We start from the raw sequence: 18,496 nt of genomic DNA, 5'->3' as shown, positions 1-18,496 counted from the left end.
AGCTCACGATGAAGATCAACCGTCCGCAAAGACTTGTCGGGGCCACGCTGCTGGGTCTGGGTTTGGCCGTAGTGATGCTGCTCCAAGCAATGAGCGGGATCACTTACAGGCAGGCACCGCAGCTGGCGACCACGCTCATGCCGATGAACGGGCTGGCTCGCGAAAGGCTTGCCTTTGCGGAATTCGGTGCTGGCGCAACCGATCCGACCGATATGGCTTCGGTAATCCAGTCCGCCATTTCGGCCGCCCCGACCGCGCGCGAGGCGATCGCCGACGAGCCCTTGCTGCCCAAGGCGCACGCGGTACTGGCGCTCGAGATGCAGGACCAGGGGGCGCAGGCCGAATTTCTGGAACTGGCCACCAATCTCAACCGGCGCGATGTGTCGCTCCAGGGCGTGCTGCTGCAAAACCGGGTCTCCGCAGCAGACTATGCCGGCGTGTTCGAGACGGTGGACCGCATCCTTCGCGTCAACCCCGACCTGTCCGAGCAATTCTTTCCTATCCTCGTTCAGGCGCTGGGCGACGAACAGGGCAAGGAGCAACTTGCCGGGCTCTTGCGCGACCCGCCTCAGTGGCTTGAGGACTTTGCCATGTTCGCGGTCGAGAATGATGCTGCTGTCGAAACCCTCGCGGATCTGCGCCGGGGCTCAAGCATGGACTACAAGTATTTCGATGCGCGGCTGATCGCCAGGCTGGTTGCTGTCGGAGATCTGAAGACTGCGTACGAGACCTACTCAAGCATCAGGGATCAATCGGCGCAGGACCAGCCCGAGGCAAGCGGCCTTTGGAGGAATCAGTACCAGCCGTTTGACTGGCGACTGGCCAATCGCTCCGGCTTCCGGGCCCAGATTTCGCGCACGGGGAACTCACTCGATGTCTTCGTACGACCGGGTCAGGCCGGCGTGCTGGCTGAAAGAATTGTTCCGGTAGCTGGATCTGGCGCCGGTATGAAACTCACGATCAAGCATTCGCTGGATCGCTCCGCCTTGCCCATGATGCGGGTGAACTTTCTTTGCGGTAATAACACCCAGCCGTTTCGTTCGGTCGAGTTCCCGGCCAGCGAGAGTGTCATTTCGATAGCGGATCGCCCGGCGCAATGTGAATTCGTGCGCATGACGATCTACGCCCGGCCCGGATCGACTGGGACGCCTATCGATGGTGCCATCGAGAGCGTGAGCCTGACCGGAGCTTGATCAGCTTACTGCAATATCGGGCGCATCTTCCTGCTTCATCCCCACCACGTGATATCCGGCATCGACATGATGCGTTTCGCCCGTCACGCCGGCTGACAGGTCGGACAGGAAATAGAGGCCGGAACCGCCGACATCCTCGATAGTGATATTGCGGCGCAGCGGTGCGTTGTACTCGTTCCATTTCAGGATGTAGCGGAAATCGCCGATGCCGCTGGCCGCGAGCGTCTTCACCGGCCCGGCGCTGATCGCATTGACGCGGATATTTTGCGGGCCGAGGTCGTTGGCGAGATACTTTACGCTGGTCTCGAGTGCTGCCTTGGCCACACCCATGACATTGTAATGCGGAATGACTTTCTCCGCACCGTAATAGGTTAGCGTGAGGATCGATCCGCCTTCGGGCATCATCCCTGCGGCCCGTCTTGCTACTGCGACCAGGCTGTAGGCAGAGATGTTCATGGTCATGAGGAAATTGTCGAGACTGGTATCGACATATTTCCCGCGCAGTTCGTTCTTGTCGGAAAAACCGATCGCGTGGACGACAAAATCGATCGTCTGCCAGCGGGACTTCAAGGTGTCGAAAGCGCGGTCGAGCGCCTCCATATCCGAAACGTCGCAATCGAAGCAGAAGTCGGATCCCAGTTGTGCTGCCAGCGGGACAACGCGCTTTGCCAGCGCTTCACCCTGGTAGGAAAAGGCCAGTTCAGCCCCTTGTTCGGCCAATTGCTTGGCAATACCCCAGGCCAGCGACTTGTCATTGGCGAGCCCCATGATGAGCCCACGCTTGCCTGCCATGAGACCGGTCATTCGATTTCCTCCATCAAGTCTGGCCTTTCCTTAGTCCGCTTCGTCGCCCGCTCCAACCCGGTCTTCGCCGCCTGGTTCGGCCAGGGCTGCATTGAGCTCCGCCCCTACGACCATCCCCAGCCCTACAAGCCAGAAAAAGAGCATCGCGATCATGATCCCGGCCAGCGAGCCATAGGTCAGGTCATAGGTGAAGAAGCGCCGCAAGATAGTGGGCAGGGCGACGGTTACACCCAGCCACCACAGCGTCACCAGCAGAGCGCCGGGCCATTTGGGATAGGCCTTGCCGCGATAGGCAAACGGGGTCAGCGTCAGGAACAGCAGGTACACTGAGCCGAACACGCCGATGGCCGGAATGATCTGCGAAAGCGAAAGCTGGGTTGCCACTTCTGTCAGCCACGGGAATGAGGATGCAATGACCTCTTGCGCAGTGGAAATCGCGACCTGCGCGATCAGCGACAGCAGCAGCAGCACTACCGCGATGACGATCATCCCGGTTGAGAGCAGGCGATATTGCCAGAAGGCATGCACCGGCTCGGTTCCATAGGCCCGGCGCAGGATATCGCGCAGGGTCTCGATCAGGCTCCCCACAGTCCACAGGCCCACGGCCCCCCCGACCCAAAGCAGCCAGCCGGAACGAGCCTCGACAGCATTGCGGGCCGCAGGGCCGATTACATCGCCTACCAACGGCGGCATGGCTGCGAGCACGGCATTGATGGTGCGCAACTGCTCCGACTGCTCGCCTACGACAGTGAAGATGGCAGCAGCGGTGATGAAGAAGGGAAAGATCGCCAGCATGGAAAGGTAGGCGAGGTTGCCGGCATGGATAAAGCCATCATTGAACGTGCCGATGGCGACCCGCTTGATGATCTGGAAAGCGCGTGAACCGGGGCCTACGCGGGCCGCTATGGCACTTGCGAGACTGGCCTGCCTGCGCCGCTCTTCTGGTGTGGGTGAATGAACGATCCGCTCGCTCGCATTGGGCAGCTCAGGTGTTGGGATGGTCCTGCTCTCCTGCTGCTTGGACACGTGCTGCCGACCCTCAGACGCCCAGTTTGCCCCTAGGGTTGCCTTCGTCTTGCCAGTCTTTCAAGCGCTCCGAGAGCTCGGCAATATCCTCGGGCAGGGCAATCTGGAGTTTGACCAACTGGTCACCGCGCTTGCCGCTTCTTCCGCTGAAGCCCTTGCCTGTCAGCCGCATGACCGTTCCGCCCGACATTCCGGGCTTGATCGTCAGCATGACCGGCCCGTCGACTGTCGGGACCTTCACTTTCGCGCCATGCACGGCTTCGTCGAGTGTCAGGGGCAAGTCGAGCCGGACATTGTCGCCATCGCGTTCGAAAAACGTGTGCGAATCGACGGCAAGGGTCACAATACCGTCGCCGGCTCCCCCGGGGCCTTGCTCGCCCTTGCCTTTGAGCCGGATCTTGGTCCCGTCTTCGACCCCGGCGGGCAGCTTCACGTCAATGGTCTTGCCATCGGCGAGCGTGATCCGCTGGTCACGCCGCGTCGCAGCGTCGACGAAAGGGACCTTCAGCCGGTAAGCAATGTCCGCGCCCTTGCGAGGAGGGGGTTGCGGTCCGCGTCGGCCGAACGGCGAACCGCTCTGGCGCGCGCGTCCGCCACCGCCGCCGAACAGCCCTTCGAAAATATCGCCCAGATCGATGTCGTCGGTTCCGAACCCCTGAAAGTCTTCAGGTCGGTACTGGCGCTGGCCGCCTCCGCCGCGAAAGCCGCCACCTCCCATCCCGGCGAAGGGGTTGGTGGGATTGCCCTCGGCATCGATCTCTCCGCGATCGAAACGGGCGCGCTGATCCTTGTCCGACAAGAGATCGTAGGCCTGCGTGACCACAGAGAACTTTTCTGCAGCCTTGGGATTGTCCTTGTTGCGGTCCGGATGCAGCTCCTTGGCGAGCTTGCGATAGGCGCTCTTGATCTCCGCCTCAGTTGCGGTGCGCGAAACGCCCAGAGTTGCATACGGATCTGCCATAGCGTGTTAGCTAGGTGGAACAGTGGTTTGGTGCAAGGTGTCGCGGGAATCAGTGATGCTGAGGTGCGATACGACCGGAGTGGGCTTGCGCCAACACCAATGCTCCCAGCGCGATGATCGACACGATAAAGCGCGGGTAGTGCAGCATCCCTTCCAGCAAGCTCTGGAACAACAAACCATACATCATGCCCAGCACTCCCAGATAGGCGGGTGCTGCCAGCGCTGCCTTGTGCACCGCAACAATTCCTCGCCCGACAAGCCAGGTTGCAGCAAGAGCGCCTACAAGTCCCCAAGACACCAGGAACTGGATCAGGAAATTGTGCGGCTGGGTCTGGTTGCCGGGTTCGGCTTCCCAGAAATAGGCCCCTGTCCCCCACCCGAACCACGGCGATTCGACCCACAGGGCGATGCCACGCAGCCACAGGTTGGTCCGGCCCGAAGTCGCCTCGACCATTCCGTCCATGTCGCCGGGATACCAAAGGTAGAAGGCGCTATCCTGCTCCCACAGGAACAGCCACGCCGCCAGCAAGGCCAGCCCGGTGAGCAGGGCGGCGCGACCGACATTGCGCATCGCGGGAAGGCGACGCAGAGCGATGGTCATGATTATCACCACAGCGACAATCGCCAGGATCGCAGCTCGAGTGCCCGACCAGATCGTGATTGCAGCGGCGAGGAAATAGAAGAAATGCTCCCAGCCCAGCTCTTCGTCCCGATGGCAAAAAAGAATCTGGATCGCGAAGCCAGCCGCGATCGCGCCGGTCCACGATCCCAGATGTCGGACGCTGATGAAACTGGGAACGGCGGATCGCCATTCGATCACTCCGCCCATCACTTCGCTGGCGGGTGGCGGCGTGGCAAACCACCACGCAGTATAAAGCGCCAGGACTGCGAGGCCGAGACCATGCAGGCTGAGGAAGAGGTCCGGACTGCGGGATCGGGTTTGCATGAACAGGTGATAGACTGCCAGGGCGAACAGGCCATGGATCACTGTCATCAAACCCATCGTCAGCGTTGCCGCCATGCGGGTCGACATGATCGTGCTGCTGATCACGATCGCAAACAGGAAAATCACCGCCGCCACACGCACGTCGCGCGGCAGGGCGAACCACAGTTTGGCGCGGTCGCATTTCTGATGTGAAGCCCACATCACCACTCCGATTTCGCAAAAGACGAAAGGCAGTTCGAGCAAGCGCGCCCATTCCCACGATGGAGTGGGCATCTGATGCATATAGGTCGGAAAGGCGATCGCGGTGATGACCGGCATGATGATGCCGAGCAGCAAGGCGACCACGAGAGGCGCGCCCTGAGTTCTTGCCAGTTCCTTTACCATCGAGTTCGCCTTGGTGCGTGACGTTAGCTGCCTGGGCACTAAGCGAACATGGTTAAGGATTGTTGATCAAGCCGGGCCTGCACAGGCGGCCTGGCAAAGCCGAACGGCCGTTAGCAGGGCTGGGTGATGAGCGCTCGGCTGTCTTCCGCGCAATCGACCATATCGATGTCTTCGACCAGCGCGCAACCGCCCGGCTCCACCTCCACTGTCCCAATTGCGAAGTGTCCGGCCAGCGGAATTAGCAGGCACTTGCCGGCATACTTGCTGCGTAGCTCGTCGCCTGGTCGCCCCTCGACGCGGTCGAGCCGGAAGTGCGGCCCTTCCACTATGGAGACGGCACCTGTCTCCCCCAGCGAGCGGTGCCATTGGTGGCCGTAGGGCTCGCATTTGGCGACTTCCATCGCAGCATCGAGATGCAATTCTCTGGGGCGGCCATAATCATAAAGCCGATAGGTGATATCGCAGTTCTGCTGGATCTCTATCAAGGAGATACCCGGGCCGATGGCATGGATCGTCCCTGCCGGGAGATAGAAAAAGTCGCCTGGTTTGACCGTGTGGTAATCAAGCAGGTCCTCGATCGAACCATCCAGCGCGGCGGCCTTCAGTTCGCCTTCGCTCAAAGCGTTCTTGAGGCCGATCGCGAGCTGCGCGCCAGGCTCGGCATCGAGGATATACCAGCACTCTTCCTTGCCGCGCGAGCCAGCCGGGGCTTGTTCATCGTCAGGGTGCACTTGCACCGACAGCCTCTCGCTCGTGAACAGGTATTTGACCAGCAGTTCGGGCAATTGCGCCGGGGGATCGAACCAGATTTCTCCGATGCGGGCCGCGCCTTCGTTCGAGAATGGTGGTGGCAGTATGTCCCGGCCCCAGACCTTCTCCACGGTGTGCGTGGTCAGGATCGCATTCATCGACCGCTCGCCCCGGTCAGCTTGCCGACTTTCTGCGCTCCGGCTCCGCTGGTCACCAGCACTTCATCGCCATCGACCACGATGATGACATCCTCCAGGCCAACAGCCGACACGCGCGGGCCATCCGACAAGACCATGACATCGACGCAATCGACCAGCTCATGCGGGCCGCTGGATTGCCCCTCGCGGGCATCGCGCAAGGCTTGCCAGTTGCCGATGTCGGACCAGCCCATCGAAACCGGCACGACGGCGGCCGATGTTGTCGCTTCCATCACTGCATAGTCGATCGAGTCGCCATCGATGGTCGCGAACGAGGCCTCTTCGGGCGTGAAGGTGATGCCATCGCTGGCACCATCGCTCACGGCCGCTTGGACCTTTGCTGCCATGTCGGGCCTGTGCTGTGCGAGCTCGCTCAGGTATCGATCAGAAGCGAAGGCAAAGATCCCGCCGTTCCAGCTGTAACCGCCTTCGGCGAGGAATTGCTGTGCGGTTTCGAGGTCGGGTTTCTCGACAAAGCGCTCGATTTCGTACCCTTCGGGCAAGGACACGCCACGCTTGATGTAGCCATACCCCGTCTCAGGAGCGTTTGGCGTAATCCCGAACGACACCAGCCTGCCGTCAAGGGCGAGTTGCCGGGCCGATTGTGCTGCGCCCACAAATGCAGCGGTATCGCCGATGTAGTGATCGCTTGGGCATACCAGCATGACTTCGCCCGCCGGCATGCGATGGGCCGCCAGCGCAATTGCCGGTGCGGTGTTCTTGCCCATCGGCTCGGCAATGATAGCAATATCCTGCCCTGCAGCCTGTTCGACGATCAACGGGATGTGCGCGACGCCTGCTACCACGATGGGGGCGGCAAAGACCGACCTGTCGGACACGCGATCCAGTGTTTGCTGGAACAGGGTCCGCTCGCCAAGCAAGCGAAGGAAGGGCTTGGGCGCTTGCTGGCGGCTGCGGGGCCACAGGCGCGTGCCTCCGCCGCCGCAAAGAATAACCGGATGAATCAAACTGCTCATGGCGGGTCGCTATAAACGGCGGCATATGTCATTTTGAAGTGAAATTGCTTGAATCGCGGGAATTCTCTAGCGAGCAGGCACCCATCCGATCCGAGAACGTGCCATGCCAGAACCGCTCGCAAGCAGTGAAGTCCCTGTCACCGATCCTTTTGCCCTCTTCGCGGAGTGGATGGCGGAGGCGCGCGCGAGCGAACTCAACGATTCCAACGCCATGGCACTGGCTACAGCAACGCCAAGCGGGGCTCCATCGGTGCGGATGGTGCTATTGAAGGATCACGGGCCGCAAGGGTTCACTTTCTATACCAATGCCGAAAGCCGCAAAGGCGAGGAGATCCGCGCCAATGCGCAGGCGGCGCTGCTGTTCCACTGGAAGAGCCTGCGCCGCCAGATCCGCATCGAAGGCCCGCTGAATGAAGTCGACCCGCAAGTCGCGGACGACTATTTCCACTCGCGTGCCCGGGATTCGCAGTTGGGCGCGGTAGCATCCGACCAGTCACGCCCTTTGCCGGATCGGCGGGTGTTCGTGGATCGCTTTGCCGAGGCTAAGGCGCGATTCGCCAACGGGGAAATCGAGCGCCCCGCGCATTGGACGGGGTTCACGCTTGAGCCACAGCGGATGGAGTTCTGGCGAGACCGGCCCAACCGGCTACATGATCGCCGTCTTTTTACCCGCACCGGCCACGGCTGGGCCAATACGTTGCTCTATCCATGACCGACAAAAAATCCTTCCTCGCGCGGAGTGCCGCGCTCGCCTCGATCACTGTTGCGGTGTTCCTGATTGCGCTCAAGACCTGGGCCACATGGAAGACCGGCTCAACCGCCATGCTCGGCAGCCTGGCGGACAGCGGCCTCGACCTCGTTGCCAGTATTGCCACGCTGGTGGGGGTATGGATCGCCTCGATGCCGGCCGACGACAACCACCGGTTCGGCCACGGCAAGGCCGAAGCTCTGGCGGCGATGTTCCAGGTCATGCTGATCGCGCTGTCGGCTTCAGGTATTGCCTATCGTGCAGTGACGAAGCTGATCGGGGGTGGTCGGGTCGAAGCGGCACCAGAGGGGATGGCAGTATCCGCCATCGCCATTGTCGCTACCTTGTTGCTGCTTGGGTGGCAGCGGTATGTCATGGCGCGCACCCGCTCCGTCGCGATCCGGGCCGATCACGTGCATTACCAGTCGGACCTGCTGCTCAACCTTGCGGTTATCGCAGCGCTGGCGCTCGACCAGTATGTCGGCTTTGCCCAGGCTGACCCCTTGTTCGGGCTCGCCATCGCCGCCTGGCTCTTGTGGGGTGCGTGGAACGCTGCGGGGGAAGCGATCGATCACCTCATGGACAAGGAATGGCCAGAGGAACGCCGCGATGCCTTCCTCGCGGTGCTTGCCAAACACCCGGACATTCGCGGGGTGCATGATTTGCGCACCAGGACCAGCGGGAATGACGATTTCGTGCAGTTCCACATGGCGGTCGATCCCGGTCTCAGCATCGTGACGGTGCATGACCTGATGGACGACGTCGAGGCCCGCATCGCGCAGGATTTTCCCGGTGTGGAAGTGCTCATCCACCCTGACCCGGTCGGCCTGCCACGCCAGGAGGGTGCCGAGCTCCTGCCCGAAACCGCCGAGGGAGTGACCCCATGAAGATACCCTATTGGCATGTCGATGCCTTCGCCGACCGGCCCTTCGCCGGGAACCAGGCGGCGGTCATGCCGCTCGATGCCTGGCTGGAAGACGATGTGCTGCAGGCGATTGGCGAGGAAAACAACTTCGCGGAGACGGCGTTCATCATACCCGATGCCAGCGGCGAGGCCGACTATGAGTTGCGCTGGTTCACGCCGGCCTGCGAAATTCGCCTGTGCGGCCACGCGACACTCGCCAGCGGGCATGTGGTGCTGGAGCGGGACGGGGGTGACCGCGTCACTTTCCGTACCCGCAAAGCCGGGATACTCGAGGTCCGCCGCAGCGAGGCTGGTTACGAGCTGGCATTACCGGCAATCCCGACCGAGCGCAGCGACTGGCCAGAGGCGGTTTCGCTTCTGGGAAGGCCGCCGGCCGAAGTCTGGCTCAATCCCGACGGCTACGGCATCTACCTGTTCAAATCCGAAGAGCAGGTGCGGGCGCTCGATCCTGACCTGCGCGGCCTCGGCGCGTTGGGTGATGACCAGTTCATCTGCACCGCGTCCGGGACCGAAACCGATATCGTCAGCAGGGTGTTCGTCCCAGGTGGCGGGGTCGATGAAGACAGCTTTACCGGCTCGGCCCATGCCGCGTTGACGCATTTCTGGGCCAACCGGCTCGGCCGCGACAACTTTACAGCCTTCCAGGCCTCACAGCGTGGCGGACATGCAACCTGCCGCCTGGAAGGCGACCGGGCCTGGCTCGGCGGGCCTTGCGTCACGGTGGTGGAAGGGACGTTCTACCTCTCCGGGTAGAGGTCGACGATATCGCGCAGTTGCGCCAGCAGCACCTTGCGCTGCTCGGCATCCGAATGGCCGAGCCGGACGATCGTCAGTCGCTGCCGCGGCGATACGATGACATATTGCCCCATGTGGCCGATGGCGGCGAACACACCGGCTGGCTGGTCGATGGGATACAGCGAATCACTTTCAACGCTGGCGCTGGTGTTGAGCCAGGTCTGTGCACCGTAAAAGTCCGCCCTTGGGCTGGGCGTGGTCATGAAATCGATCCATTTGCGCGGCACCAGCTGCGCCCCGCCGACCGATCCGCCTTCGCGCAGGAACTCGCCGAACCTGGCCCAGTCGCGGGCGTTAGCGTGGATCAGGCTGCCGCCGATCAGCGTGCCGCTGGCATCGAATTCGGGCACTACCGAGGACATCTCCAGCGGTCCGAACAGCCGCGCCTGGAGAAAATCGGTCACCGCTTGCCGACGTATGTCGGGATCATCGCTGCCCTTGGCAATCACGCGGGCTGCGATGTCGGCCAGGATGACGGTGGTGCTGCTTGAATATTCGAACTTGGCACCAGGCTCCGCTTCGAGCGGCTGCTCTTCGGCCCAGCGCGCCATGTCGTCGCGCCCTTCGAGGAACAGCATCTGCACTTCCGACGATTCGTAAGGTGGATCGCCGGCCTCGGTGTGGCGCAGCCCGCTGCGCATCTGCAGCAGTTGGCGAAGGGTGATTTCGCCGCGCGGATCGCCGGGGCGCTGCCATTCTGGGATCGGTGGGCTCTCGTCGAGCCGCAGCTGGCCATCGGCCACCAACATGCCAATCATCACTGCAGTGACGGTCTTAGCCATCGACCAGCTGACGAAACGCGTGTCGGCGTCGTACCCCGGCGCATAGCGTTCAGCCGCGACCTTGCCGTTGTAGAGCACCACGGCTGCACGCGTTTCGCCGAGCGCTTCATCGGCGAAAAGATCATCGAATTGACGCGCCAGCTGCTTGGTCGGGGCACCTGGGTCGTCGCTCACTGCCGCCAGCGCCGTTTCCGTCAATTCTTGTTGGACGGGTTCAGGCTTGCCGCATGCAACAAGGGTTGAGACGCAGGCCAGCATGGCGATAAGGGAGGCGGAGCGACGCGGCATGGAGCTGCCTCTCGCATGATGGGGAATCGCTTGGCAATGGCTAAACGCCCGACCGCAAGATCTCGTGCGCGCTCGACTCACAGCTCACGTCACTGGCCGTGGGCCGTGCTCACCGTACTGGTCGTCGCGGTCGGACTGTTCGTATGGTTTAACCGACCTATCACCGGCTATGCTCAGGCTACCTCTGCCTATTCTGCGCGGGTGGCCTGCTCGTGCCGCTTTGTGGCGGGGCGGACGATGGAGGATTGCGCGAGGGACAAGTTGGCGGGCATGGAGCTCGTCTCCCTCAGCGATGATGAGGAAGAGAAAAGCGTCACAGCGAGTTTCCTGCTCGTGTCCAGCGACAAGGCCCGGTTGCGTGAGGGATACGGTTGTGTGCTGGAGCCTTGGGACGACTAGCCAGCCCACTTCTCAAGCGATTGTATGGGGAGCGTGCGCATCGCTCAGGCCGCTTTTTGAGTGGCGGCAATCCAGCCGCCACCGACGACCCTGCCTCCGGCATAGATCACTGCCGCCTGCCCGGGAGCGACGCCATATTCGGGCACAGTGAAGCGGATTGTGGCGGTTGCGCCATCGCCCGGCACGCCTGTCAGCGTGATGGGGACCGGCTTCGCCAGCGAGCGGACCTTGGCGGTCAGCGGTGCGTCGGGTAGCGGGCCGATCCGATTGGTCTCGATGATCGAGGCCGAGGTCACGGCGAGCATGGCCTTGGGCCCAACTTTCACTTCCCCCGCTTCGGCATCGAGTTCGACGACATAGAGCGGTTCCGGCTGGCCGCCGATCTCAAGCCCGCGCCGCTGGCCGACGGTATAGTGAATGATGCCCTTGTGTTCGCCCAGCACTTCACCGGTCTGGGCATGGACAAAATTGCCGGGAGTCCCGCCTTCCGGCCGCATTTTCCTGACAATCTTGGCGTAGTCGCCGTCTGGCACGAAGCAGATATCCTGGCTGTCAGGCTTTGCGGCATTGCGCAAACCGGCGGCCTCGGCCAGCTCGCGCACCTGGGACTTAGGCAAGTCGCCCAGCGGGAAGCGCAGGAAATCGAGCTGCGCTTCGGTAGTGCCATAGAGGAAGTAGGACTGGTCGCGTGCCGGATCGAGCGCGCGGTGGAGTTCCGGCCCGGCAGGCCCCATCACCCGGCGGACATAATGCCCGGTGGCGAGGCAATCCGCGCCCAACTCGCGCGCCATGCGCAAGAGGTCGGTGAACTTGGGTCCCATGTTGCAGCGGATGCAGGGGACGGGAGTCCGGCCGGCGAGGTAGTCGTCGGCGAACTGCTCAACCACATTTTCGCGGAAAGCGCTCTCATGGTCGAAGACATAGTGCGCAATGCCTAGCCGGTCAGCGACTGCCCGGGCATCGCGGATATCGTCGCCAGCGCAGCATGCGCCCTTGCGACCGGTCGCGGCGCCATAGTCATACAACTGCAGCGTGATCCCGATGACTTCTGCCCCGGTGGCATGTGCGAGCGCGGCGACGACCGAGGAATCCACACCACCCGACATCGCCACCACGATGCGGCATTCGGTCGCCGTGCGTGGCAGGTCGAACATGTCCGCTGCCCTGTCGGCAGGGGGGAGGAGTGCAGGAGCGTTCATTGTGCGCGCGCCCATACACGGGCGCGGGCGATGGGGAAAGTAGAAGCACCGAGTTCGCGTTTACTTCCCATTTTACAATCCTAACCCAAGGTAAACTCCGGCTTTACCCGATCTTGACGCTCGCGGGGGTAAGGGAAGCGTCATGTACGAAAACACTCTGGAAATCCCGGGTCGCACCGATGGTCAGGAAACTGGCGAATTGCGTGCGATTGCATGGCCCGAATTGGTCGCCCGGCTGGCGGCGCAACGCGATCTGCGCAGCGTTTTGCTATCGCGTGACAGCGATGGACGTGCCAGCTTCAATCCCTGTGCCGCTGCCATGTTGACAGGTCGCGGGGATAGCAAACCCAATATTAACCGTGATGCTTTAAGCCATGGAAAATATCCGTGGGCCAATCAAGTCGACGCCGCATCTGGGGCGGCGGAAGGCGACCGAGAGACAACATGATCGAGAACCAGAAAATTCGACCGGCCCAGGTAATCGGCCCGCTTGGCGAGCCGCTGACCATGGATGACTTGCCGAGCCCCAACACCAAGCGGTGGGTGGTGCGTCGCAAGGCGGAAGTGGTTGCTGCCGTCAATGGCGGCATGTTGACGATCGATGATGTGCTCGAGCGCTATAACCTGACGCTCGAGGAATTCGCATCCTGGCAGCGCGCTGTCGATCGGTCGGGCATGCAAGGCCTGCGTGTAACTCGCATCCAGCACTATCGCGACCTCTACGAGCGCCAACTCAAATACTGACCTAGCTGGTCAAACCGACAGAAAACCCTTAGCCTCTTTCCCCGCGAGCCCCGGCTCTCGGGGAACGTCGCGTAATTACAACCGTTTGAAGTTGTGAGACGCTTCGCAATAGGAGGAATTGAAATGGGTTGGATTATCGCTCTTGTCGTTGGTGGCATCGCTGGCTGGCTTGCAAGCCTGGTCATGAACCGCGACGCTTCAATGGGGATTTTCTGGAACATCGTGGTCGGCTGCGTCGGCTCGGTCGTCGGCAACTGGATTGCCGGCCCGATGCTGGGGATCACCGGCAGCGTGCAGGAATTTTCTCTGACGGGCCTTGTCATCGCTGTCGTAGGCGCGGTGGTGCTGCTCGGTATCGTCAACCTGATCCAGCGCGGTCGCGTCCGTTAAGCGGCGCTATCTTTCGCCAAAATCAAGCGGGGCCGCCTTTTTGGTGGCCCCGTTTTGCGTGAACGGGGAACCAAAGGCCGGATTTGGCTTTCGTCCGGCAGGCTGGGCCGTTGGTAGAGCGCTGCATTGCGCCTCAATCCAACGAAGCCTAGGGCCAAGCCATGCAATTCACGCCCTGTGTGTGTCCGCTGCTTGCGCTCGGTGACTTAGTTGGATAATACAGCGGCGAAAATAACCCTGCCGGTGATGGGAAAAAGATGAACTACCCGCATAGCGAAATTCGCAGCGATACCCCGACCACTGTGAGTGGCGAGTCGCTGAGTACGGTGGAATGGGGCGAACAGCGCAGCCTGCCGTGGCGCTGGATCATCCTGGGGATCATTATTGTCGGCGCTCTTGTCGCGACCTGGATGCTGCTGAGCAGCGGTTCTGGCACTGCAGTGCCAGCCGCTGATAATGAAGAACAGGCCCCGCGCATCACGGTTATCGCGCCAGGGCGAGGGACTATCGAGGGAGCGATCAACGCGACCGGTACCCTGGCCGCAAGGCGTGAAATGCCCGTCGGCGTCGTTGGCGAAGGTGGGCGCGTGGTTTCGGTCCCGGTGGAGCAGGGCCAATGGGTCCGTGCGGGCCAGGTTCTGGCATCGATCGACCGCTCGGTTCAGAACCAGCAGGCCAGCGCGCAGCGTGCCCAGATCGAAGTTGCCAAGTCCGACGCGAGCCTGGCACAGGCCAATCTCGATCGTGCTTTGCAACTGGTTGAACGTGGCTTCATTTCCAAGGCCGAGATCGACCGGCTCACAGCCACCCGCGATGCTGCGCGGGCGCGCGTCAATGTCGCCGAGGCCCAGTATAACGAGCTGCTCGCTCGCAATGCCCGGCTCAACATCGTCGCACCGGCGTCCGGCCTCCTGCTTGAGCGGAACGTCGAACCGGGCGCGACTGTCAGCGCCGGATCGGGCGTGCTGTTCCGCATCGCAAAAGGCGGCGAAATGGAATTGCTGGCGCAGGTCGGCGAAACGGACCTGGCAAAGTTGACTTCAGGCGTGTCCGCCACCGTTACCCCGGCTGGTACAACCAAAGCATTCAGCGGACAGATCTGGCAGCTCGAGCCAACAATCGACCAGCAGACCCGGCAGGGTACGGCTCGCGTCGCCTTGCCCTATGCGCCTGAGTTGCGACCCGGTGGTTTTGCGACAGCGACCATCAGCAGCGGTACGCTGGTCGCACCCATGCTGCCTGAATCCGCGATCCTGTCCGACGACAAAGGCAGCTTCGTCTATATCGTCGACAAAGAGAACAAGGTACGCCGCCGCGGAGTCAAGACCGGCCTCGTCACGCGCGAAGGCATTGCTGTGACCGACGGCCTCGATGGCAGTGAGAAAGTCGTCCTGCGCGCGGGCGGGTTCCTGACCGAAGGCGAAACGATTTCGCCCCAGCTGGAAGGTGGCGATAAGGCTCAAACCGCTGCGAAGACCCAGAGCAAAGGCTAGTCCGACATGAATTTTCGCAACATCTCTGCCTGGTCGATACGCAACCCGGTCATTCCGCTGGTGTTCTTCACCGCGGTTCTGCTGGCCGGCTTGCTCAGTTTCGCGCGCATGGATGTGGTGAACAACCCGGATATCGAATTCCCGGCGGTCAGTGTCTCCATTTCGCAGCCGGGCGCCGCCCCGACAGAGATCGAGAACCAGATCACGCAACGGGTCGAATCTGCGGTCCGGTCGATCAACGGGGTCAATTCGATCAACTCGACTGCCAGCGAGGGCAGCTCCAGCACGATGATCGAATTCGAAGTCGGCACCGATCCCAACGATGCGACGATTGAAGTCAAGAATGCGATTGATTCGATCCGCGGCAGCCTGCCCGACGGGATCCTGGAGCCCCGCATCAGCAAGATCGAAATCTCCGGCGGCTTTCTCGGCATCTTTGCCGTCGAAGCCGAAGACATGACCATCGAGCAGCTTAGCTGGTTCATCGACGATTCTGTCAGCAAGCGCCTGCTCGGGATCCAGGGCATGGCGGAAGTCCGCCGCATCGGCGGGGTCGATCGCGAAATCGAAGTCATCCTCGACCTGCCCAAGATGCAGGCTTTCGGTGTTACCGCCAGCCAGATCAACAACGTGTTGCGGCAGACCAACATCGATGCCGCAGGCGGTGCGACGGAAGTCGGCGGCACCCGTCAGTCGGTCCGCGTGCTGGGCAACACCGATAGCGCCTATGACCTGTCGCAACGACAAATCCAGCTGGGCAACGGGCGGACCATCAAGCTCGCTGAAGTGGCGAGGGTGCGTGACGGTTACAGCGAGCGCTCCTCGATCTCCAAGCTGCGCGGCAAGGAAGTGGTGCCGTTCGTGATGTCGCGCGCCAAGGGCGCATCCGACGTTACGGTCTATTACGAGGCCAAGGAGGTCATCGCCGAGATCCAGAAAGAGAACCCCGACGTAAGGTTCACCCAGCTGCTCAACTCGGTCAAATATACCGAGGAGCAATACAAGAGTTCGATGGCGGCGATGATCGAGGGTGCAATTCTCGCTGTCGTCGTGGTGTTCTTCTTCCTGCGTGACTGGCGCGCGACGATCATTTCGGCCATCGCGATCCCGCTCTCCGCGATCCCGACCTTCTGGTTCATGGACCTGCTCGGGTTCAACCTCAACCAGCTGTCATTGCTCGCGCTGGGGCTGGTGGCCGGGGTCTTGGTCGATGACGCGATCGTTGAGATCGAGAACATCGTCAGACACATGCGCATGGGCAAGAGCGCCTACCAGGCGAGTATCGACGCAGCCGACGAAATCGGCTTGCCGGTGGTGGCAACCAGCTTCTGTATCGTCGCCGTTTTCCTGCCGGTTGGCCTGATGCCCGGTATCTCCGGCCAGTTCTTCAAGAACTTCGGCATAACGGTGGTCATTGCCGTGCTGATGTCGCTGGCAGTGGCGCGCATGATCACGCCGATGCTGGCGGCCTATTTCCTCAAGGCCAAGGGCCACGCCGCGCATGGCGAAGGCCCGATGATGGACCGTTACATGGGGATCCTGCGCTGGTCGCTCGACCGTGGCAAGCTCTACGCCCGCCGCGAGGGCCTGGCGCCGCCGCGCCACCGGTGGCTCTATGTGCTGAGCTTCATCCTCGTCATCCTGCTCATGATGATAGTCCCGGGCATGGCGGTATTCACTACCAATGGCATTCTCGGCGGTTTCGGCCTGTCCGATGCTGTGACCCGTGCCATCTCCAGCGACCCGCAGGCCGAAGCCGCGCAACTCGCCGGCCGCCTGGTCAACTTCGTGCTGCTGTCGCTGTCGCTCGCTGTCGGTTTCGGGGTCGGCTGGCTCTTGCTCAAGGTCTTCGGTCTCGTGCGGTTCTTTGGCGACGGGATGCGCAACAGCTGGAGATGGCTCGAAGCGCGGTTCTATGACCACCGCGTGTGGATGCTGATGGTTGGCTATTTTGCGCTGCTGCTGACTTTGTTGCTGTTCATGAGTGTCCCGGCGCAGTTCCAGCCCACGGTCGACGATGAAAACAGCCGGGTCGAAATCGAGATGGTGCCCGGCACTACGATCGAGACCACCATGGCGGTGGCCGACCGGGTGGCCGACCTGCTGTATGAGCAGCAGGAAGTCGAACGCGCGCTGCAGCGCGTTCGGCAAGGCAATGCCACACTCTATATCGCCCTCAAGCCCGATCGGGAGCGGACTTCGATCCAGTTCGAGCGCGACCTTGCCCCGACGCTGGCGCAGATTCCCGATGCGAGGGTGCGCTTCCAGTCGCAGTCGGGTGGCTTCGGCAGCGGGCGCGACATCACGGTCATGCTGGCCGGGTCCGATCCAGAGTTGCTGGAAGACACCGCAGCGACCCTGGTCGAACAGATGAAGGGCATCGACAAGTTGGTCGCCCCAAGGATCAGTGCCGACATCAATCGGCCTGAGATCATCATTACCCCGCGCCCGGAACTGGCGGCAGAGCTGGGTGTGACAACGGCGGCGTTGAGCCAGACCATCCGCATCGCGACGCTGGGCGAGATCGAGCAGAACGCAGCCAAGTTCTCGCTGTCCGATCGGCAGATCCCGATCACCGTCAAGCTGCCCGAATCCTCGCGCGAGGACCTGTCGACAATTGCCAACCTGCCGGTCCAGACTCGCACCGGCGGTTCCGTGCCGTTGTCGCGCGTTGCCGATATCAGCTTTGGATCAGGTCCGACGGCGATCCAGCGCTATAACCAGAATCGCCGCGTGCTGGTCGGGGCCGACCTCGGGCAAGGTGTGGTCAAGGGCGAAGCGCAGGCCGAAATCGACCAGTTGCCGATCCTCCAGAACTTGCCCCAAGGCGTTATTCGCGATGTCGTGGGCGAAGACCAATGGCAACAGGAGCTTGTCCGCAGCCTGCTGATCGCGGTCATCGCTGGCGTTCTACTCGTGTTTGCAGTGCTGGTACTGCTCTACAAGCGCCTGATGAGTCCGCTGGTCAACATGACGTCACTGGCGCTGGCTCCGCTGGGCGGGATTTTCCTTGTCTGGCTGGTGGGCCAGCCGCAGTCGATGCCGGTCTATATCGGGGTCTTGCTGCTACTTGGCATTGTCTCGAAGAACTCGATCCTGCTGATCGACTTCGCGATTGAGGAAATGGGCAAGGGTACCCGCAAGTTCGAAGCCATTGTCGACGCCGGGCACAAGCGAGCCCAGCCGATCGTGATGACCACGGTCGCAATGACCGCCGGGATGGTGCCGATCGCGTTTTCCGGACTGCTCGGTTCCGGCGATGGCGCCTGGCGGGCCCCGATGGGCACGATGGTGATTGGCGGGTTGATCATGTCGACGGTACTGACCTTGCTGATCGTGCCGGCGGGCTTCAGCTTGGCGGACGGTCTCGAGAAACGCATGGGTCCGTGGATGCGCCAACGTTTCCTCACTTACCGGCCCGGGGATGAGAAGCGTGATGACACGCGCCCGCATGGCGAGCCGGAGCCGGCCCCAGCCGAGTGAAGCCGCTTACCA

The 18,496-nt window shown here is 61.9% G+C and carries 18 protein-coding genes; 10 read left to right on the top strand and 8 right to left on the bottom strand.

Annotation, left to right across the window (positions count from 1 at the left end; genetic code table 11):
- The first annotated feature begins 8 nt into the window (after positions 1–8).
- Complete coding sequence (locus QPW08_RS00815) at positions 9–1,193, top strand: hypothetical protein (RefSeq protein WP_284123826.1); 1,185 nt, start codon at positions 9–11, stop codon at positions 1,191–1,193.
- Here the strand turns inward: QPW08_RS00815 and fabI are convergent, their stop codons facing one another.
- The 6 genes from fabI to QPW08_RS00785 all read right to left on the bottom strand — a co-directional run bounded on the left by fabI (position 1,194) and on the right by QPW08_RS00785 (position 7,238).
- A complete protein-coding gene (gene fabI / locus QPW08_RS00810; RefSeq protein WP_284123825.1) occupies positions 1,194–1,997 on the bottom strand; it encodes an enoyl-ACP reductase FabI in 804 nt (267 codons plus the stop codon).
- A gap of 30 nt (positions 1,998–2,027) precedes the next feature.
- Positions 2,028–3,023, bottom strand: coding sequence for a YihY/virulence factor BrkB family protein (locus QPW08_RS00805; RefSeq protein ID WP_284123824.1), 996 nt, complete (start codon positions 3,021–3,023; stop codon positions 2,028–2,030).
- 13 nt (positions 3,024–3,036) lie between these two features.
- On the bottom strand, positions 3,037–3,984 hold the full coding sequence (locus tag QPW08_RS00800; protein ID WP_284123823.1) for a J domain-containing protein: 948 nt from the start codon (positions 3,982–3,984) through the stop codon (positions 3,037–3,039).
- 49 nt (positions 3,985–4,033) lie between these two features.
- Entirely contained in the window at positions 4,034–5,314 is a 1,281-nt protein-coding gene (locus QPW08_RS00795) for an O-antigen ligase family protein (protein ID WP_284123822.1), read from the bottom strand.
- A 110-nt stretch (positions 5,315–5,424) separates the two neighbouring features.
- Positions 5,425–6,222: a class I mannose-6-phosphate isomerase gene (locus QPW08_RS00790; protein ID WP_284123821.1), complete on the bottom strand. Its 798-nt coding sequence runs from the start codon at positions 6,220–6,222 to the stop codon at positions 5,425–5,427.
- On the bottom strand, positions 6,219–7,238 hold the full coding sequence (locus QPW08_RS00785) for a mannose-1-phosphate guanylyltransferase (RefSeq protein ID WP_284123820.1): 1,020 nt from the start codon (positions 7,236–7,238) through the stop codon (positions 6,219–6,221). The genes QPW08_RS00790 and QPW08_RS00785 overlap by 4 nt, the downstream gene beginning before the upstream one ends.
- Positions 7,239–7,341: 103 nt before the next feature.
- Between QPW08_RS00785 and pdxH the strand changes: the two genes are divergently transcribed.
- Genes pdxH through QPW08_RS00770 form a run of 3 tightly spaced genes read left to right on the top strand, consistent with a single transcriptional unit; the run spans position 7,342 to position 9,664 of the window.
- Positions 7,342–7,950, top strand: coding sequence for a pyridoxamine 5'-phosphate oxidase (pdxH, locus tag QPW08_RS00780; RefSeq protein WP_284123819.1), 609 nt, complete (start codon positions 7,342–7,344; stop codon positions 7,948–7,950).
- Positions 7,947–8,873: a cation diffusion facilitator family transporter gene (locus QPW08_RS00775; RefSeq protein WP_284123818.1), complete on the top strand. Its 927-nt coding sequence runs from the start codon at positions 7,947–7,949 to the stop codon at positions 8,871–8,873. Before pdxH ends, QPW08_RS00775 begins: the two co-directional genes overlap by 4 nt.
- Complete coding sequence (locus QPW08_RS00770) at positions 8,870–9,664, top strand: PhzF family phenazine biosynthesis protein (RefSeq protein ID WP_284123817.1); 795 nt, start codon at positions 8,870–8,872, stop codon at positions 9,662–9,664. Before QPW08_RS00775 ends, QPW08_RS00770 begins: the two co-directional genes overlap by 4 nt.
- Here QPW08_RS00770 and QPW08_RS00765 read toward each other — a convergent pair.
- Positions 9,649–10,776, bottom strand: a complete 1,128-nt coding sequence (locus QPW08_RS00765) for a serine hydrolase domain-containing protein (protein ID WP_284123816.1) — start codon at positions 10,774–10,776, stop codon at positions 9,649–9,651. The genes QPW08_RS00770 and QPW08_RS00765 overlap by 16 nt on opposite strands.
- 36 nt (positions 10,777–10,812) lie before the next feature.
- Between QPW08_RS00765 and QPW08_RS00760 the strand changes: the two genes are divergently transcribed.
- A complete protein-coding gene (locus QPW08_RS00760; protein WP_284123815.1) occupies positions 10,813–11,175 on the top strand; it encodes a hypothetical protein in 363 nt (120 codons plus the stop codon).
- Positions 11,176–11,219: 44 nt separating this feature from the next.
- On the opposite strand, the gene mnmA is transcribed toward QPW08_RS00760, so the two are convergent.
- Positions 11,220–12,374 carry a tRNA 2-thiouridine(34) synthase MnmA gene (gene mnmA / locus QPW08_RS00755; RefSeq protein WP_284123814.1) on the bottom strand — a complete coding sequence of 385 codons (1,155 nt, stop codon included), beginning with the start codon at positions 12,372–12,374 and terminating at the stop codon, positions 11,220–11,222.
- A 142-nt stretch (positions 12,375–12,516) separates the two neighbouring features.
- Between mnmA and QPW08_RS00750 the strand changes: the two genes are divergently transcribed.
- The 5 genes from QPW08_RS00750 to QPW08_RS00730 all read left to right on the top strand — a co-directional run bounded on the left by QPW08_RS00750 (position 12,517) and on the right by QPW08_RS00730 (position 18,484).
- Positions 12,517–12,822, top strand: a complete 306-nt coding sequence (locus tag QPW08_RS00750; protein WP_284123813.1) for a hypothetical protein — start codon at positions 12,517–12,519, stop codon at positions 12,820–12,822.
- Complete coding sequence (sciP, locus tag QPW08_RS00745; protein WP_284123812.1) at positions 12,819–13,118, top strand: CtrA inhibitor SciP; 300 nt, start codon at positions 12,819–12,821, stop codon at positions 13,116–13,118. Before QPW08_RS00750 ends, sciP begins: the two co-directional genes overlap by 4 nt.
- Before the next feature lie 123 nt (positions 13,119–13,241).
- Positions 13,242–13,508: a GlsB/YeaQ/YmgE family stress response membrane protein gene (locus QPW08_RS00740; protein WP_284123811.1), complete on the top strand. Its 267-nt coding sequence runs from the start codon at positions 13,242–13,244 to the stop codon at positions 13,506–13,508.
- Between the two features lie 257 nt (positions 13,509–13,765).
- Complete coding sequence (locus QPW08_RS00735) at positions 13,766–15,001, top strand: efflux RND transporter periplasmic adaptor subunit (RefSeq protein ID WP_284123810.1); 1,236 nt, start codon at positions 13,766–13,768, stop codon at positions 14,999–15,001.
- Between the two features lie 6 nt (positions 15,002–15,007).
- Complete coding sequence (locus QPW08_RS00730; RefSeq protein ID WP_284123809.1) at positions 15,008–18,484, top strand: efflux RND transporter permease subunit; 3,477 nt, start codon at positions 15,008–15,010, stop codon at positions 18,482–18,484.
- The last annotated feature ends 12 nt before the right edge of the window (positions 18,485–18,496 follow it).

Source organism: Parerythrobacter aestuarii, assembly GCF_030140925.1.
In the GTDB taxonomy this organism is placed as follows: domain Bacteria; phylum Pseudomonadota; class Alphaproteobacteria; order Sphingomonadales; family Sphingomonadaceae; genus Parerythrobacter; species Parerythrobacter aestuarii.
Note: the sequence above shows the minus strand (reverse complement) of the source record. Positions and strands in the feature narration are given on the sequence as shown.

Coding starts and splice junctions, on each gene's coding strand:
- QPW08_RS00815 (WP_284123826.1), top strand. CDS start 9: ATGAAGATCAACCGTCCGCAAAGACTTGTCGGGGCCACGCTGCTGGGT.
- fabI (WP_284123825.1), bottom strand. CDS start 1,997: ATGACCGGTCTCATGGCAGGCAAGCGTGGGCTCATCATGGGGCTCGCC.
- QPW08_RS00800 (WP_284123823.1), bottom strand. CDS start 3,984: ATGGCAGATCCGTATGCAACTCTGGGCGTTTCGCGCACCGCAACTGAG.
- QPW08_RS00795 (WP_284123822.1), bottom strand. CDS start 5,314: ATGGTAAAGGAACTGGCAAGAACTCAGGGCGCGCCTCTCGTGGTCGCC.
- QPW08_RS00790 (WP_284123821.1), bottom strand. CDS start 6,222: ATGAATGCGATCCTGACCACGCACACCGTGGAGAAGGTCTGGGGCCGG.
- QPW08_RS00785 (WP_284123820.1), bottom strand. CDS start 7,238: ATGAGCAGTTTGATTCATCCGGTTATTCTTTGCGGCGGCGGAGGCACG.
- pdxH (WP_284123819.1), top strand. CDS start 7,342: ATGCCAGAACCGCTCGCAAGCAGTGAAGTCCCTGTCACCGATCCTTTT.
- QPW08_RS00775 (WP_284123818.1), top strand. CDS start 7,947: ATGACCGACAAAAAATCCTTCCTCGCGCGGAGTGCCGCGCTCGCCTCG.
- QPW08_RS00770 (WP_284123817.1), top strand. CDS start 8,870: ATGAAGATACCCTATTGGCATGTCGATGCCTTCGCCGACCGGCCCTTC.
- QPW08_RS00765 (WP_284123816.1), bottom strand. CDS start 10,776: ATGCCGCGTCGCTCCGCCTCCCTTATCGCCATGCTGGCCTGCGTCTCA.
- QPW08_RS00760 (WP_284123815.1), top strand. CDS start 10,813: ATGGCTAAACGCCCGACCGCAAGATCTCGTGCGCGCTCGACTCACAGC.
- mnmA (WP_284123814.1), bottom strand. CDS start 12,374: ATGAACGCTCCTGCACTCCTCCCCCCTGCCGACAGGGCAGCGGACATG.
- QPW08_RS00750 (WP_284123813.1), top strand. CDS start 12,517: ATGTACGAAAACACTCTGGAAATCCCGGGTCGCACCGATGGTCAGGAA.
- sciP (WP_284123812.1), top strand. CDS start 12,819: ATGATCGAGAACCAGAAAATTCGACCGGCCCAGGTAATCGGCCCGCTT.
- QPW08_RS00740 (WP_284123811.1), top strand. CDS start 13,242: ATGGGTTGGATTATCGCTCTTGTCGTTGGTGGCATCGCTGGCTGGCTT.
- QPW08_RS00735 (WP_284123810.1), top strand. CDS start 13,766: ATGAACTACCCGCATAGCGAAATTCGCAGCGATACCCCGACCACTGTG.
- QPW08_RS00730 (WP_284123809.1), top strand. CDS start 15,008: ATGAATTTTCGCAACATCTCTGCCTGGTCGATACGCAACCCGGTCATT.